The organism is Ruoffia tabacinasalis, from assembly GCF_005864045.1.
GTDB classification, from domain to species: domain Bacteria; phylum Bacillota; class Bacilli; order Lactobacillales; family Aerococcaceae; genus Ruoffia; species Ruoffia tabacinasalis.
Window position 1 is genome coordinate 1 of record NZ_VBSP01000049.1, and the last position, 16,567, is coordinate 16,567.

Sequence of the window (16,567 nt, forward strand, 5' to 3'; positions counted from 1 at the left end):
CGAAGGTATTAATAATAAAATTAAAGTATTGAAACGAACAGCCTACGGCTATCGAAATTACAGTCATTTTAGAGACCGTATTTTACTTATGACGCGATTATATGTCCCTCAGACAAATAAAAAAGATCAAGCAACAACTTATGCTGCTTGATCTTGATTAAAATGAGTCATCAACCCTATTTGACAAAGAGCCGTATTTTGTGATTACGTGTCCTTGAAAAAATCACAGGGACATCTTTCGTGTTTTCGTGTCTTTGAGAAAAACTCAGGGACGTCTTTCGTGTTTTCGTGTCCTTGAGAAAAACTCAGGGACATTATTCGCTTTTTCGTGTCCTTGAGAAAATCTCAGGGACATTATTTGCGATTTCGTGTCCTTGAAAAAATCTCAAAGACACAATCACGTACATTTTTAATCAAATATTAAATCCAGATTAGAAATCGCTTTACTTTTAGTTAAACATCGTGTAATCTTATTTTTAGAAAACACGAAAGGAGGATGTCAGATGAAACTAGCAGTTCAAATAAGTTCAAATTTATTTAATATGACATCACCTTTAATCGTTCATAATATTAGGGTTTGCAACTAGACAATTAGATCAACTATGTCTAAGTATGTAATTCTACAGCTGATATTTTATGAGCCCTTAATTGTGGTGATAAAATATCTTTTTTTGTGCAAATTTTAATAGGAAAGTTGGGAAACTATGCTTCAGTCAATGTGGTATTACATTAAGAAACACCCTGGAAAATATATATTTGGTGGTATGACAGCAGTTCTTACCAGTATATTATATATTTTCCCAAATTATATTATTCAACTCTTTATCGATGATATTGTAACAAATCAATTAACTCAAGCTGTCTTAGTGCGATATTTATTCTTTTTATTTATATTAATGATATTAATTTATGCGGGGGATGTGACTTGGTTTAGAGTTTTATTCGGAGAGTCATATCAATTCCAGAAAGAATTAAGACAAACTGGTTTTAAAAGTTTACTTGGCTTTCGTGCTTCTTTTTATGAAGCTTTTCGTTCCGGCGATTTGATGACACGAATGACGTCAGATATCGATACGATAGGAATGTTACTAGGTTATGGTTTAATGATTGTATTGGGAGACGGAGCGTTATTACTAAGTTTCCTTGCAGTTATGATTTTTACGATTTCTTGGCAAGTCACTTTAGTTAGTTTGATTCCTCTACTGATCTTTGGTGTTATTATCTATTTCCTTAGTAAAGAAGTGGATAAGCGTTATGATGCTATTAGAGATTCTGTAGCTGAATTGAGTAATGAAGTGTTAGAAGTGGTTGATGGCGTTCGTGTGATGCGAGCGTATGGACGGAAATATTTGGAACAAAAGAGATTTCAAGAAAAAACACAGAAAGTTGTCGATAAGGCGAATCATTTGGCGATGGTGAACGGCTTATTTGGTCAAATTGCTAAAGCCTTTGGTGGGTTAAGTATCGCCATCGGACTCATGTATTGTAGTTATTTAGTGAATTTAGGTCAATTATCAGTGGGTAAATTAGTTTCTTTCCAATTATATTTAGCTATGTTAAATGGAACGATTTGGGGAATGACAGAAATAGTTGTTATTTACCAACAAGGTAAAGTTTCATTTGAGAAGCTCAATAATTTAATCAAAGCGAATGATCTCATGGAAGCAGACGGTCATCTGACGCTTGATTCGATTGAAAGCATTGAGTTTCAAGATTATTCCTTTAAATATAAAGAGGATGATAAAGAGACAATTAAAAATCTCAATTTTACGCTTCAACGAGGAGAAACGTTGGGAATTGTCGGTAAGACCGGGAGCGGGAAAACGACGATTATTCGACAATTATTAAGACAGTATCCAATTAGCGGATCTGGAATAATCAAACTCAATGGTCGAGATATTCATGAATATCAACGGGAAAGTTTAGAAGCGATGATTGGCTATGTGCCACAGGAACACATACTTTTTTCTCAAACTGTAAAATATAATATAATGTTTGGAAATAGTGAAGCTAATGAGGAAGACCAATTGTCCCAAGCGATTGAAAATGCGGCCTTTACAAAAGATTTAGAGCGTATGTCAGAAGGGCTTAAAACGTTAATTGGAGAAAAAGGTGTGTCGATATCTGGAGGACAAAAACAAAGGGTATCGATTGCCAGAGCGCTAATTAAAGAACCAGAGTTATTAATATTAGATGATTCACTTTCAGCGGTTGATGCAAAGACTGAAAGAGCCATCATTACAAATGTTCAAAGTATCCGTGGGGATAAGACAAACATTATTGTCACACATAGGCTTTCTGCGGTAAATCAAGCGGACATGATTATAGTTGTAGACGATGGACGCATCGTTGAATACGGCTCACCGAAAGAATTATTAGCGAACGAAGGTTGGTATTACGAACAATTCAACAAACAACAATCAGAAGGGGGCGCTGAGAATGAAGACATTCACTAGACTACTTGGTTACTTACGTTATGAATGGAAACTCTTGTTATCAGGGTTCATTCTGTTGATTTTCTCTACAGGACTTTCAATATATACACCAATTATTGCAAGTAAAATGATTGATTATGTGTCCCTATCCGTTGCGAACGAAGAGACTGTTAATATTACCTTTATTACGGAACAATTTGGCTTTTATCTTATAATTACATTTATCTCAGCGATTCTTGGTTATGTGGGATATTTGCTTTTAGCGAATGGATCGAATCGGCTAAGTAAAGTAATTCGAGATGAAGCTCACGAGCATATGCAAAAGTTACCGGTTAGTTATTTTGATGATATTCCAGCTGGAAAGATATCTGCTCGAATCGTCAATGACACAGAGGTTTTAAGAGAGAACTTTTTTGCAAATTTTACGACTCAAATACTCATTAATACAATGACCATTCTAGGTGTATATATTGGTATGTTTGCTGTCAGCCCGACGATAGCAAGTTGGTTATTACTACTCATACCAATAATCGTCGTTTGGCAAATGGCTTTCTCTAAAAAAATTCAACCAATCAATACTTTATGGAGAGAATCGGTCAGTGAACTGAATAGTAAAATCGCTGAAATTGTTCAAGGTGTGTCGATTGTTCAAGTGTTCAATCAACAAGAGCATATGGCTGAAGAGTTTGAGCAAGTCAATCAAACTTGGCTAAATACTAGAAAAGAATCCTTAAAGTACGAAGCGTTTTTTGCTTGGAATTTGTCCGGACTCTTTAAGAGTATTGTTACTTTACTTGTGATGTTGTATATAGGAACTCAGTTTACAAGCGGTATCTTATCTATATCAATTGGAACCTTATATATCGTCATCAATTATGTAGAACGTTTATTTGACCCCATTACAATGATTGTTCGTTTAATTACGATATTGCAACAAGCGTTATCAGCTGGAATGCGCGTGTTCGAGTTAATGGATACCCCCGTTGAGAAAGATTCTGACAAGTCATTAATAGTTACTCAAGGAAATGTTGAATTTAATGATGTGACCTTTGCTTATAAAGAAGGCAATAATGTTTTACATCAGTTAAATTTTAATGTAAACGCGGGTGAGACCATTGGCTTAGTCGGTCATACAGGTTCAGGTAAAAGCTCAATCATTAATTTACTATTTCGCTTTTATGATCCGCAAGCAGGCCAAGTAATTATTGACGGGCAAAACATTGAAGAATATAACCGAGAAAGCATTCGAGAAAAAATGGGGATTGTCTTGCAAGAACCATATTTATTTTCTGGTACGATTGCGACAAATATTAGTATGAACAATCCCGAAATTACCGATGATATGGTACTTGAGGCGCTCATTAAAGTTGGAGCACAACCATTAATTAATAAATTAGAAAAAGGAATCCATGCTGAAGTTGTGGAAAAAGGGCAAGCTTTTTCTTCAGGAGAGCGGCAATTAATATCTTTTGCTCGTACCTTAGCCAACAATCCGAAGATTTTGATTCTTGATGAAGCAACCTCTCATATTGATACGGAGACCGAGGAAGTCATTCAACATGCGATGAAAGTTGTAAAAGAAGGACGCACTACCTTTATTGTGGCACACCGTCTTTCAACCATTAAAGATGCAGATCAAATCATCGTCATGGACAATGGACATATTCAAGAAAGAGGCACTCACAGAGAGCTACTTGATCTGGGAGGCACTTATACGCAAATGTATCAAATGCAAGGAAGTATGGCATAAAAATAGCGCAGGACGAGGGAATCAACTCCCAAGTCCTGCGCTTTTAATTGTTCATTATAGATTAATTAATCATTCGCTGCTTCATCAGCAACATCTTTAAAGTGTTCAACTTGATTATATGCAAGCATCTCGAAATGTCCGTTTTGGTATTTAACAATAGATACGGATGCATTTTGTAATGCATCAGTTTCATCGAAATCAGCAACTAATCCATGTAATAGATTGCGAATTGTCATCCCATGACACACAACTAAAATATTTTGGTCCGTTCCAGCGTGACGGTTTAGTAATTTTAGTAAACCAGATTCTACACGATTCCAAAATTCAGTATAGTTTTCTGCAAAGTGATATGGATCCGCTTCTTTGAACATATTCATAATATCTTGAATTTGATTCTCAGTTCCTTCAGGCAACCCATGTTTGATGTTTACCCTTTGTTCAACTTCTGGCCAAACTTCAGCAGCAGAAAGACCTTCAAAAGATCCAAAGTGAACTTCACGAAATTCTGGCATTTGTTCGATTTCTAAGTGCTCATTATTATGATTTTCTTCTAAAATAATTGAAGCTGTATCAATTGTTCGTTTTAAATCACTCGTATATACAGCATCAAATTCAATATCGGCTAGACCTCTACCACTGCGATGAACATTTTTAATTCCTTCTTCGGTTAATAATGCATTCGACCATCCTTGCATTCGACCATAGAAATTGAAATATGTTTCACCGTGGCGTACAAAATAAAATGTTACTCCTTTACTCATGCCTTACCTCCTAATTGTTCTGAATCCATTATACTATAGAAAACACGTGTGTCTAAGAAATTAAAGGAAAATATAAAAAGTCTAGATTATTACAGATTCTTAAAGTGCAAAATGATATAATATGTGATAATCTTATGTAGTTATAAAAATGAATTGAGAGGTCTGATAGAGATGGATCAACCTTCGGTATTTAATAAGCTAATGAAGACGTTCCAAATTAATAATCAACAGTTGGCATTTGGTAGTTATGCTGCCGAATTATCTTTCTATGTTATTTGGGCGCTAGTGCCGTTAATGCTTGCATTATCAAATATTATTGCTATACTTCCTTTTTCAGAAGCGCAAATAATTGACACAATCCAATTAGCCTTACCAGATGAAGTCGAAGTAGCGATTATTCCCTTATTGGAGACTTACTTAACAGGTACAAGTTCAGGTTTGTTCTCGCTAAGTTTAATCATTTCATTATGGCCAGCTTCGAATGTGTTTAATACAATGCAACGTGTGTTAAATACAATATATAAAACCGTACCTAGAAAAAACTTTTTTATCGCACGATTATTTGCTTACGTATTTACTTTGCTGATTGTTATTGCGTTAGTTACATTTACATTCGCACTTGTATTCGGCGAGACAATTATTGATTATATTCAAGAAGTCTTTGGTATTCAATTTTTCTTATTAGATTTTTTCGTGAATCAAGGGTGGATATTAGGTTTATTAGGTGTTTTTATTCTATTAATTGGTATTTACCAATTTATGCCAAATGTTAAATGGCCAATCAAATATGCAATACCTGGAACGGTTTTCGCCTTACTTGGCTTTACATTAGTATCTCAGTTATTCAATGTTTATATGAGATTTGCTGGTGGAAACGTTGGTGGGGGAACGATTGGTGTATTCATGGTTGCGATCATTTGGTTATATTTAAATGCGATGGTTATTTCCATAGGAGCTTACATCAATGTCTTTTATCATGATTTTAAAGAGAAAAGTTATTGGCAATTGGTTGAAGAAACTAGTAAGTATCAATCATTTGTCTCATATAGTGATAACTTTAAACAAACTAATTCAAATCAGTTTGAATTGACCAATAAGATATATAAGAATTTTACAAACAAGCAATAAAGAAAGGTGAAATGAATGACATCTATTAGACAAATACGTCGAGATAATGAGAACCGCATCGATTACGGCATTATCTTAAATGTTATGGTCCTAGCAATCATCGGATTGTTAAGTGTATACTCAACAACAACACTCATTGAAGGGGGAGACCTCGTTCCAACTTTATTCCACGCCTTATGGTATGGGGTAGGTACGATTGCTGTTATTGCGGCGATGCAATTAGATAGTGAACAATATTGGAAGCTTTCCACTTATTTATACGGATTCGGTTTACTACTATTAGTATTAGTACTGTTCTTCTATGATAGAGAATTAGATGTTACAGGGGCAAGAAGTTGGTTAAGAATCGGTTCGCTATCGGTTCAACCTTCAGAGCTTTTCAAACCTGCTTATATAGTATTTATGGCACGTGTTGTCACTGAGCATAATAATAAATACCCTAACCGTACGATAAAGACAGACTTTATGCAATTAGGAAAAATATTGATGTTCGCTGCACCACCGATGATTTTAATTCAGTTACAAAACGACTTAGGAACAAACTTAGTTATCATGTCGATTACTGCTGGAATTATTCTCATGTCAGGAATCAGTTGGAAAATTCTTGCGCCAATTGCGACAACCGTTATTGTTGTTGCGGGAGGAATTATAATTGTCGTTGCGAATTACCCAGAATTTCTAATAGATAATAATCTTGTTCAAGAATATCAAATTAACCGTATCTTAGACTGGTTACAACCCTTTGAAAACACACAAGGGAGTGGGTATCAGTTAGCTCAAAGTATTAAAGCTGTTGGATCGGGTCAATTGAGTGGTAAAGGCTTTGGGGTTTCACAAGTTACCGTACCGGTTCGTGAATCTGACTTTATCTTTACGACTATCGCTGAAAACTTCGGATTCTTAGGAAGCTCAGTTTTACTCTTTGTTTATTTCATTTTAATTTATCAAATCGTACAAATCTGCTTTAAAACACGTAATGAGTTTTATTCATATATTGCCGCAGGTGTTATTTCAATGATTTTATTCCACGTTCTAGAGAATATCGGAATGGCGATTGGTTTATTACCAATCACGGGGGTTCCACTGCCATTTGTTTCTCAAGGTGGTTCGGCTTTACTAGGAAACATGATTGGGATTGGTTTAGTTCTATCAATGAAATATCATCACCGAAGCTATATGTTTGGTATGGAAGATGATTTTAGTTATTAAATTTAGAAGGGTGATTAATATTGGAATTATTAAATAAGAATTTATGGATGACTGAAGAAGATAATATTGTAACGATTGGTTTAACGCCTGAATTACAAGATGAAGCAGGAGATATTTCATATGCAAATATCGCTTCATTAGGAAACATTGATGTTGATGATACAATTATTAATGTTGAAGCTTCTAAAGCTGCGATTGAAATACCATCACCTATTCAAGGAAAAGTTATTGAACGTAATGAGAAAGCAGAAGATACACCATCTTTACTTAATTCTTCAGATACGGCAAATAACTGGGTAGTAAAAATTCAAAAGTAAAAGATTATGATAATAAAACGGATATTACCTTGATGTATTAATCTTTGGTGATGTTCGTTTTATTTTATATGAAGGAGGGAAAAGATGGAGTTCCAACAAGTCATGCAACAAATCAATAAGAAACAAATTGATCCAATCTATACGGTTGTCGGATCTGAGAATTACCTCAAAAACCAGTTTATGGAAGGCTTATTTCAACAATTAGGTGGGATCGATGTTTTAGATATCTCACGAATTGACTTACAAGAAGTGACTATGAATGACGTTTTGGATGAAGCAGAGATGTTTTCTTTTTTCTCTGACTACCGTGTGCTCATCGTGTCGAATGCGACCTTTTTAAATTCGCAAAGTAAGAATAAATTAACTGATTCAGAACAAAAAAGATTACTAGGTTATTTAGATAATCCGAACCAAGCAAGTATTTTAATCTTTAATGTTGAAAATCCATCCTTAGACAAGCGAAAGAAACTCACTAAGAGTTTTAATAAACAAACAAAAATGGTTGATATATCAGAGTTAGATGAAGGTCAAGTAGCGCGTTATGTCCAGTCATATATTAATAATTTAGATATTTCGTTTACACGTGAAGCTGTTGAGGAATTGTTAATTAGGGTAAACTATCAACTAACTAATGCAATGACCGAAGTGAATAAACTGGAAATATTTGGACAAACTGATGGTAGAATTACACTCGATTCTGTTCGATCACTCGTTCCACGTACACTTGAATCGGATGTATTCCAATTAACAAATGCCGTTGCGAATAAAAATATTACTCAAGCGATTCAAATTTACCAAGATTTATTATTAATGCGTCATGAACCGATTGCTTTACATGCATTAATGGTTTCTCAATTTAGAGTGATTGTTCAATCAATGATACTAGGCCGACAAGGTATGAACCAAGCAGATATTGCTAAGCAGTTAGGCATTCATCCCTATCGAGTGAAGCTTGCTTTAACATCAGGAAGATCCTTGCAATTACCAGAATTACTTAACTTTTATGTTGAGATGGCAGAAGTGGATTTCGGAATGAAGACAGGTGTGGGGGATAAAGAGACTCACTTTTATATATTATTGTCGAAATTAACTTCTTTATAAAAAAAAACGAAAATGAACTGTAAAAAGTTCATTTTCGTTTTTTTGTAATTAAGATAAAGTACCTTAATTATTTATTCATTAAGTTTGCTAATGTAGATTTGTTACGTGCTGCTTTGTTTGCGTGGATTAATCCTTTACCTGCAGTACGGTCAATTTGTTTAGAAGCTTTAGCGAATAATTCATTTACGTCACCTTCACCAGTTTCTACTGCATTACGAAAATCTTTGATTAATGAACGCATTTTCGAAACTTGTGCAGTATTACGTTGTTCTTTTACACTTGATTGACGAGCACGTTTAATAGCTGATTTAGAGTTTGCCATTGGTGTCACCTCTTTCTTACTGATTTCATTTGTCTAGTATATAAGCATTTGCTAACTTAGTCAACAAAAATTATTATACAATAAAATAGAAGAGTGATGCAATCTTTTTTTGTTTGTTTTAAACTGAAATTATACTAGAAAAATAACATAATCATTTATATAAACATATTGAAACAAAGAAGTAGAATTTTATAGCATTATAGAGTATTATGGTTTAAGCGAATAAATGTTCGGTTAATGAGGAGGCAGAAAATGGATAAATTTAATTTAATATCTCAGTATGAGCCAAATGGTGATCAACCTCAAGCAATTAAAGAGTTAGTTAAAGGATTAAATGACGGTGAAAAAGAACAGGTTCTATTAGGTGCAACAGGAACAGGTAAGACGTTTACGATTGCCAATGTAATTAAAGAAGTAAATAAACCTACTTTAGTTTTAGCACATAATAAAACTTTAGCAGGGCAACTGTATAGTGAATTATTAGAGTTTTTCCCAGAGAATTCAATAGAATACTTTGTGTCTTACTATGATTACTATCAACCTGAGGCTTATGTTCCATCATCGGATTCATATATTGAAAAAGAAGCCATGGTCAACGATGAAATTGATAAATTACGACATTCCGCTTCATCCGCATTATTGGAGCGACGAGATGTTATTGTTGTCGCATCAGTTTCTTGTATTTACGGGTTAGTGGATCCAGAGATGTATCGTAATCAAGTTCTATCAATTAGAAAAGGGCAAGAAGTATCGCGTGAAGAAGTATTGCGTCAGCTAATTGATATGCAGTTTGTTAGAAATGACATTGACTTTCAGCGGGGAACTTTTAGAGTTCGTGGAGATGTTGTTGAAGTGTTCTTAGCTTCGCGTGATAGTGAAGTGATTCGTATTGAATTTTTCGGTGACGAAATTGATAGAATTCGCGAAGTAGATGTAATGACCGGTGAGATTAAAAATGACGTTGATCATTTCCCTATCTATCCTGCAACTCACTTCGTGGCTGATCAAGATCAAACGTTACAAGCCGTTAATACCATTAAAGCGGAGTTAGAAGAAAGATTAGAAGAATTGCGTTCTGAGAATAAACTCTTAGAAGCACAACGTTTAGAGCAACGGACGACCTATGATTTAGAAATGCTCCTTGAGATGGGGTACTGTAATGGGATTGAGAACTATTCAAGACATATGGATGGGCGTGCGCCTGGAGAGCAACCTTATACATTAATTGACTTCTTCCCAGATGATTTCTTAATTGTAGTGGACGAGTCTCATATGACTATGCCACAAATTCGAGGGATGTATAATGGGGACCGAGCTCGGAAACAACAATTGATTGATTATGGCTTTAGATTACCTAGTGCTTTAGACAATAGACCGCTAAGATTAGAAGAGTTTGAAAAGCATGTGAACCAAATCATCTATATTTCAGCTACACCAGGACCATATGAATTAGAACATACTGATGACGAATATGTTGAACAAATTATTCGTCCAACTGGTTTATTAGACCCAGTGGTTGAAGTCCGACCAATTAAAGGTCAGATTGATGATTTAATTCAAGAAATTACGAAACGAACTGAACGCGATGAGCGTGTGTTTATTACGACCTTGACGAAGAAAATGTCTGAAGACTTAACGGACTACCTTAAAGAAGTCGATATTAAAGTCAAATACTTACATAGTGATATTAAAACGTTAGAAAGAACGGAGATTATCCGTGATCTAAGGTTAGGTATCTTTGATGTCCTTATCGGTATTAACTTACTAAGAGAGGGGATTGACGTACCAGAAGTGTCGCTTGTTGCTATCTTAGATGCGGATAAGGAAGGGTTCTTACGAGGTGAGCGTGCATTAATTCAAACGATTGGACGTGCGGCTCGTAACGAGAATGGTCAAGTAATTATGTATGCAGATAAAATGACGGACTCAATGACAAAAGCCATTGAAGAAACAGAACGTCGTCGTGAGATTCAAATCGCTTATAATAAAGAACATGGCATTACGCCCAAAACGATTAAGAAAGAAGTTCGTGACCTTATTCGAATTACGCATGAAGTTGAAGGTGAGGAACAAGAAGAGAATATCCTAGCCCAATTCAAACAGCTCTCTCGTCTGCAACGTGAAGAAGAGCTTGAACGACTTGAGATGGAGATGCGTCAATACGCTAAGGATCTCAACTTTGAAGCGGCAGCAGATTTAAGAGATATTGTTATGGAGCTTAAAGCAACTTTCTTTAAACGAAAATAATTTATTTTAGAACAAAACTCTTTTGACTACATTATAGTCTGAAGCGTTTCGTTCTTTTGTTTTGCTTCGAACCTTTTTAAGGGCAATTTACTTATTAGATAAAATTTGAATTAATTAAGATAAAAGTAGATTTAGCCTTTTATAATAATAATGCTTCCTATATAATAATTTATTGAGGTCATTCTTAATGAGGAGGTAATATAATGCGACAAAAGAAGAGAGTGCAAAGTTTTGATGGCTTAAAAGGTTTAGCGATTATGGCTGTCGTTGCTTATCATTTATTCCCTTCCATAATACCAGGTGGATTTTTCATGGTGAATACATTTCTTGTTATTGGAGGGTTCTTTTTTGCAAGAAATATTGAGAAAGTTCAGCCGGTTAAAGCATCAATTCAATGGAAAACGATCGGAAAGTATCTACTACATACGATAGAGAGGCTCTTTATACCACTCTTGTGGCTCCTAATATTTATCGTTGTCGGCTTATATATATTATATCCAACTGAATTAAGACATATTCAGAGTGATATATTTTCTGGGTTGTTTTTTGTAAATAATATTTATCAAATAGTGACGGATCAATCTTATTTTGTACAAATGTCAGATGCATCACCGTTTACTCACTTGTGGTATAATGCGATTCACTTACAATCAGTTCTAATCGCAACCGGTATCATCTTACTATTACAAAGATTAAAACTGTCAATTCCATCTAAAGGAATTATTTGGCTTTTTATTGTATTACTAAGCCATGTCGCTATCTTATTCTTATATACACCAGGCGAAGATCCAACGCGTGTGTATTATGGCATTGAAACCCGCTTTGCATCATTTGCGATTGGTGTCGCAGCAGCTTACATTACACCAACAATTCTAAATTTATTCTATAATTCAAGAATTAAATTGTTCGTATATAATTTAATTGCCATACTATCTGCAGGTGGGATGATTTGGATTGTTTTCACACAATCAGATCAAAACGAAGCTACGTATCTACTGTGGATGTCAGTATTTAATGTGTTGAGTATGTTACTCGTATTTTCAATTACTGTAGGAGCACCGACGGTAACAAGTTGGCTAAGCTTAAAGCCATTACATCTTATTGGTAAAAGATCATACTCTTATTATCTTTGGTATTACCCAATTATTGTCTTTTACTTAGCATTTTACCGTGAACTAGGAGAGAATATCACTGTTGTCAATGTTCTATCAATTATTACATTAGCAATTGTTGGGGAGATTTTTTACCGTATTATTGAAAGCGGGGGCGTGAGAATTTGGTTTGGTTCTTCATTCAACTTTAAAGAAGATGCGGAAGATATCGGTCATATGATTGATCAGAGAAAATTCCTCCAGCCTAAGTTATTTATCTTTATTGCTTATGTTGCTTTGATGGTTTTATTTGTTCGAGGTCTAATCTATTCAGCTGATAATAAACGTGTGTCTTTATTTGAATTAGAGTATCAAGCCTTTCAAACGAAACCAAACTTGCTGAATACGGCGTATCCATTAAGTGAACCGATTATCCAAGTTGAAGAAGATTTAGACCAAGTGGATGATACATTTGAGACCGTCTTCGTTAACGAGCTAGAAGTTGAAGATCCTGTAGAAACATTACAAAATATTTATTTTGAACAAGAAACTTTATCAGCGGAACTTCAAGAACTTATTGCTGAGAACCAAGAAGTGTTTGATGAATTTGAAGATTTAAATCCAATTGTATTCGATGAGTTAACGCCACAAGAATTATTATTTGCCACAGAAGTGCCGGTAACATTCTTTGGAGACTCTATCGCTTTACACTTTACACCGAAAGTAGATGAAATTTTCTGGAATGGAAACATCTATGGTCAAGGAAGCTTGCAATTATGGGATGCGAATGACATCCTACGTGACATGGTTCGTGACGGAGAAGTTCAAGAGAATTTAGTCGTTGTCCTTGGAACCAATGCAGGATTGGATCAAGAAGGAATGGATGAATTGATGTCCATTGCGGGAGAAGAGCGTAATGTCTTCTTTGTAAATACAAACTCAAGAGTGATGCACATTCAAAATGTAAATGACACAATTAAAGACACAGCTGAGAAATATCCAAATGCCTACGAAGTTGACTGGTATAGCTATCAACAAGGGAATCCAGATTGGTATACAGAAGATGAAGTCCATCATAAACCAGAAGGAATGGAACACTTTGCTGTGATTGTCACTCAAACGATGTTTGAATATTTACCAGAGGAAACAATTGAAGAAATTGAATAAAAATTCTTGCATTTACATGACATATAGTGTAAATTATATCAAGTGGTAATCTAGCACTGTAAAAGTGCTTGGAATACTATATAGCACCTATGCTCAGTTCAGCGAATCACCAACGCTTTTCTTGGCATCAGGGATAAAAAAAGAAAGAGGTGAAATGAGATGGCTTTAACAAAAGAACGTAAAACAGAAATCATGACAGAATTTGCTACTCACGAAGGGGACACTGGTTCTCCAGAAGTACAAATCGCTGTGTTAACTGCAGATATTAACTCATTAAACGAGCATATCCGCGAACATAAAAAAGATTTCCATTCATACCGTGGACTAATGAAAAAAATTGGTCACCGTCGTAACTTATTAGCGTACCTACGTAACAAAGACGTAGCTCGTTACCGCGAATTAATCCAACGTTTAGGATTACGTCGTTAATATGATACTAACTTCCGTTTCAGTAATGAAATGGAAGTTTTTTTTGTAGATATTCATAATATATTGCCCTTTATGAGCGCAATTATATAGAGAATATGCTAAACTAATTAGTGTGTGTTTTGGTAATTATCAATATTGGTAGATCTACTATACAAGTATGAGTTTGTGACGAGACGCGTCATGAGTTGATATTTGTTTAGTAGTTCTCCAAAACACACAATTTATCAATCAAAGGAGAGATACCATGTTCGAAAAACATGTTTTTGAAACAACTATTGGTGGACGCCCATTGTCAGTTGAAATTGGCGAATTTGCTCGACAAGCGAATGGAGCAGTCCTAGTAAGATACGGAGATACCGTTGTATTATCTACAACCGTAGCTTCAAGTAGACCTGTAGACGGAAACTTCTTCCCGTTAACAGTGAACTACGAAGAGAAAAAATACTCAGTAGGTAAAATCCCAGGTGGATTTATTAAACGTGAAGGTCGCCCGTCAGAGAATGCGACATTAACTGCACGTCTCATTGACCGCCCAATTCGTCCAATGTTCCCAGATGGGGTACGTAACGAAATTCAAATCGTTAATACAGTATTATCTGTAGATCAAGATTGCTCACCAGAAATGTCAGCAATGCTAGGTTCGTCATTAGCCCTAGGTGTATCAGATATTCCGTTTAATGGACCGATTGCAGGTGTTAACGTTGGTCGTGTTGAGGGAGAGTTAGTACTTAACCCAACGACAGAACAAAGCGCTCAGTCAGATATTCACTTAACAGTTGCAGGTACTAGCCAAGCAATTAACATGGTTGAGTCAAGTGCGGAAGAAGTGCCAGAAGATGAGATGCTTGAAGCATTATTATTTGGTCACCGTGCAATTAAAGAAATTAACGAATTCCAAGCGAATATTATTGAACAAATCGGTAAAGAGAAATTCGAATTAACGATTGTACAAAATGATGAAGAAATCATGGAAGAAATTTCTGGACGTTACCGCGAAGCTATGATTGAAGCGATTAAAACTGAAGAGAAAAAAGCGCGTGAAGATGCGATTGCTTTAGTTATGCAAGGTGCTGTCGCTTATTATGAAGAATTACACGCGGAAAACCCAGAAAAAGGTGAAGTTTTATCAGCTGTTAACGCTGCATTACAAGCCTTAGAAAAAGAAGTCGTGCGTCATTTAATTACAGCGGATCGCATCCGTCCTGATGGCCGTAAAGTAGACCAAATTCGTCCTTTAGCTTCTCGCGTAGGTTTATTACCACGTACTCACGGATCTGGTTTATTCACTCGTGGACAAACTCAAGCATTAACAATTGCGACATTAGCACCTTTAGGAGAGCATCAAATTATTGATGGCTTAGGTGTTGAAGAGTCTAAACGCTTTATTCACCATTATAACTTCCCACCATATTCTGTTGGTGAAACTGGACGTATGGGTAGCGCGGGACGTCGTGAAGTTGGACATGGTGCCTTAGGTGAACGTGCACTTGCACAAATTATTCCAGATGAAGATGTATTCCCATATACAATTCGTTTAGTATCAGAAGTATTAGAATCTAACGGTTCATCTTCACAAGCAAGTATCTGTGCGGGAACGTTAGCATTAATGGATGCAGGTGTTCCAATTAAAGCACCAGTAGCGGGTATCGCAATGGGATTAGTTATGGATGGCGACAACTATACAATCCTTACTGATATCCAAGGTCTAGAAGATGCTTTAGGAGACATGGACTTTAAAGTAGCGGGAACTGAAAAAGGGATCACTGCTTTACAAATGGATATTAAAATCGAAGGAATTACGGAGCAAATTTTAGACGAAGCGTTAGTACAAGCACGTCAAGCTCGACTAGCAATTCTAGAAGAATTAACTTCGACAATTTCAGAACCAAGAACTGAGTTAAGTCCATATGCACCTAAGATTGAAATGATTCAAATTAAACCAGACAAGATTAAAGTTGTTATCGGTCGTGGTGGAGATACAATCAACAAGATTATTGATGAAACAGGCGTTAAAATTGATATTGATGACGAAGGTAATGTAAGTATTGCCTCGACGGATCAAGCAATGATTAACCGTGCTAAAGAAATTATCGAACAATTAACACATGAAGTTAAAGCGGGCGAAATTTATGAAGGTACAGTTAAGCGTATTGAGAAATTCGGAGCGTTTGTTGAGATTTTACCTGGTAAAGATGGATTAGTTCACATTTCTGAATTAGAACATCACCGTGTAGGGAAAGTTGAAGATGTTATAGCATTGAATGATAAAGTTAAAGTTCGCGTTCAAGAAATTGACGATAAAGGACGTATTAACCTATCTCGTAAAGCTTTAATCGACAAAGAATAATACATACTATTAAGAGACAAGTTTCACGAAAGTGAACTTGTCTTTTTTGTTTTTCGGTTCTTGAATTTTTGGCTCTTTGTCAAATAGGGTTGATGACTCATTTTAATCAAGATCAAGCAGCATAAGTTGTTGCTTGATCTTTTTTATTTGTCTGAGGGACATATAATCGCGTCATAAGTAAAATACGGTCTCTAAAATGACTGTAATTTCGATAGCCGTAGGCTGTTCGTTTCAATACTTTAATTTTATTATTAATACCTTCG

Annotated in this window: 14 protein-coding genes; 11 read left to right on the forward strand and 3 right to left on the reverse strand. The window is 35.5% G+C overall.

Annotation, left to right across the window (positions count from 1 at the left end):
* The 3 genes from FEZ33_RS10275 to FEZ33_RS10285 all read left to right on the forward strand — a co-directional run.
* Nucleotides 1-151 (forward strand): transposase (locus FEZ33_RS10275; RefSeq protein ID WP_138405300.1); only part of this gene is annotated, 151 nt, incomplete at its 5' end.
* A 553-nt stretch (nucleotides 152-704) separates the two neighbouring features.
* Nucleotides 705-2,456 (forward strand): ABC transporter ATP-binding protein, encoded by a 1,752-nt coding sequence (locus tag FEZ33_RS10280; protein ID WP_138405301.1) that lies wholly within the window; start codon nucleotides 705-707, stop codon nucleotides 2,454-2,456.
* Nucleotides 2,440-4,185: an ABC transporter ATP-binding protein gene (locus tag FEZ33_RS10285; RefSeq protein WP_138405302.1), complete on the forward strand. Its 1,746-nt coding sequence runs from the start codon at nucleotides 2,440-2,442 to the stop codon at nucleotides 4,183-4,185. Before FEZ33_RS10280 ends, FEZ33_RS10285 begins: the two co-directional genes overlap by 17 nt.
* Nucleotides 4,186-4,250: 65 nt before the next feature.
* On the opposite strand, the gene FEZ33_RS10290 is transcribed toward FEZ33_RS10285, so the two are convergent.
* Complete coding sequence (locus FEZ33_RS10290; protein ID WP_138405303.1) at nucleotides 4,251-4,946, reverse strand: histidine phosphatase family protein; 696 nt, start codon at nucleotides 4,944-4,946, stop codon at nucleotides 4,251-4,253.
* A 171-nt stretch (nucleotides 4,947-5,117) separates the two neighbouring features.
* On the opposite strand from FEZ33_RS10290, the gene FEZ33_RS10295 reads away from it, so the two are divergent.
* The 4 genes from FEZ33_RS10295 to holA all read left to right on the forward strand — a co-directional run bounded on the left by FEZ33_RS10295 (nucleotide 5,118) and on the right by holA (nucleotide 8,701).
* Nucleotides 5,118-6,074, forward strand: coding sequence for a YihY/virulence factor BrkB family protein (locus FEZ33_RS10295; RefSeq protein ID WP_138405304.1), 957 nt, complete (start codon nucleotides 5,118-5,120; stop codon nucleotides 6,072-6,074).
* Between the two features lie 15 nt (nucleotides 6,075-6,089).
* Nucleotides 6,090-7,283: an FtsW/RodA/SpoVE family cell cycle protein gene (locus FEZ33_RS10300; protein ID WP_138405305.1), complete on the forward strand. Its 1,194-nt coding sequence runs from the start codon at nucleotides 6,090-6,092 to the stop codon at nucleotides 7,281-7,283.
* Between the two features lie 20 nt (nucleotides 7,284-7,303).
* A complete protein-coding gene (locus FEZ33_RS10305) occupies nucleotides 7,304-7,600 on the forward strand; it encodes a glycine cleavage system H family protein (RefSeq protein WP_231606870.1) in 297 nt (98 codons plus the stop codon).
* An 84-nt stretch (nucleotides 7,601-7,684) separates the two neighbouring features.
* A complete protein-coding gene (holA, locus tag FEZ33_RS10310) occupies nucleotides 7,685-8,701 on the forward strand; it encodes a DNA polymerase III subunit delta (protein ID WP_138405306.1) in 1,017 nt (338 codons plus the stop codon).
* Between the two features lie 67 nt (nucleotides 8,702-8,768).
* On the opposite strand, the gene rpsT is transcribed toward holA, so the two are convergent.
* Nucleotides 8,769-9,023: a 30S ribosomal protein S20 gene (gene rpsT, locus FEZ33_RS10315; protein WP_138405307.1), complete on the reverse strand. Its 255-nt coding sequence runs from the start codon at nucleotides 9,021-9,023 to the stop codon at nucleotides 8,769-8,771.
* Between the two features lie 252 nt (nucleotides 9,024-9,275).
* Between rpsT and uvrB the strand changes: the two genes are divergently transcribed.
* From uvrB to pnp, 4 genes are all read left to right on the forward strand, one after another.
* Nucleotides 9,276-11,270, forward strand: a complete 1,995-nt coding sequence (gene uvrB / locus FEZ33_RS10320; protein WP_269434948.1) for an excinuclease ABC subunit UvrB — start codon at nucleotides 9,276-9,278, stop codon at nucleotides 11,268-11,270.
* Nucleotides 11,271-11,473: 203 nt separating this feature from the next.
* Nucleotides 11,474-13,528: an acyltransferase family protein gene (locus FEZ33_RS10325; protein ID WP_138405309.1), complete on the forward strand. Its 2,055-nt coding sequence runs from the start codon at nucleotides 11,474-11,476 to the stop codon at nucleotides 13,526-13,528.
* A 159-nt stretch (nucleotides 13,529-13,687) separates the two neighbouring features.
* Entirely contained in the window at nucleotides 13,688-13,957 is a 270-nt protein-coding gene (gene rpsO / locus FEZ33_RS10330) for a 30S ribosomal protein S15 (RefSeq protein WP_138405310.1), read from the forward strand.
* Between the two features lie 244 nt (nucleotides 13,958-14,201).
* Nucleotides 14,202-16,304, forward strand: coding sequence for a polyribonucleotide nucleotidyltransferase (pnp, locus tag FEZ33_RS10335; RefSeq protein ID WP_138405311.1), 2,103 nt, complete (start codon nucleotides 14,202-14,204; stop codon nucleotides 16,302-16,304).
* Nucleotides 16,305-16,416: 112 nt separating this feature from the next.
* Here the strand turns inward: pnp and FEZ33_RS10340 are convergent.
* Nucleotides 16,417-16,567, reverse strand: a 151-nt coding sequence (locus tag FEZ33_RS10340; protein WP_138405300.1) for a transposase, incomplete at its 5' end; no start/stop codon positions are given.

Excerpts from the sequence above, each read along its gene's own strand:
- uvrB (WP_269434948.1), top strand. The coding sequence starts at position 9,276 with ATGGATAAATTTAATTTAATATCTCAGTATGAGCCAAATGGTGATCAA.
- FEZ33_RS10300 (WP_138405305.1), top strand. The coding sequence starts at position 6,090 with ATGACATCTATTAGACAAATACGTCGAGATAATGAGAACCGCATCGAT.
- FEZ33_RS10290 (WP_138405303.1), bottom strand. The coding sequence starts at position 4,946 with ATGAGTAAAGGAGTAACATTTTATTTTGTACGCCACGGTGAAACATAT.
- rpsO (WP_138405310.1), top strand. The coding sequence starts at position 13,688 with ATGGCTTTAACAAAAGAACGTAAAACAGAAATCATGACAGAATTTGCT.
- FEZ33_RS10325 (WP_138405309.1), top strand. The coding sequence starts at position 11,474 with ATGCGACAAAAGAAGAGAGTGCAAAGTTTTGATGGCTTAAAAGGTTTA.
- FEZ33_RS10285 (WP_138405302.1), top strand. The coding sequence starts at position 2,440 with ATGAAGACATTCACTAGACTACTTGGTTACTTACGTTATGAATGGAAA.
- rpsT (WP_138405307.1), bottom strand. The coding sequence starts at position 9,023 with ATGGCAAACTCTAAATCAGCTATTAAACGTGCTCGTCAATCAAGTGTA.
- FEZ33_RS10295 (WP_138405304.1), top strand. The coding sequence starts at position 5,118 with ATGGATCAACCTTCGGTATTTAATAAGCTAATGAAGACGTTCCAAATT.
- pnp (WP_138405311.1), top strand. The coding sequence starts at position 14,202 with ATGTTCGAAAAACATGTTTTTGAAACAACTATTGGTGGACGCCCATTG.
- holA (WP_138405306.1), top strand. The coding sequence starts at position 7,685 with ATGGAGTTCCAACAAGTCATGCAACAAATCAATAAGAAACAAATTGAT.
- FEZ33_RS10280 (WP_138405301.1), top strand. The coding sequence starts at position 705 with ATGCTTCAGTCAATGTGGTATTACATTAAGAAACACCCTGGAAAATAT.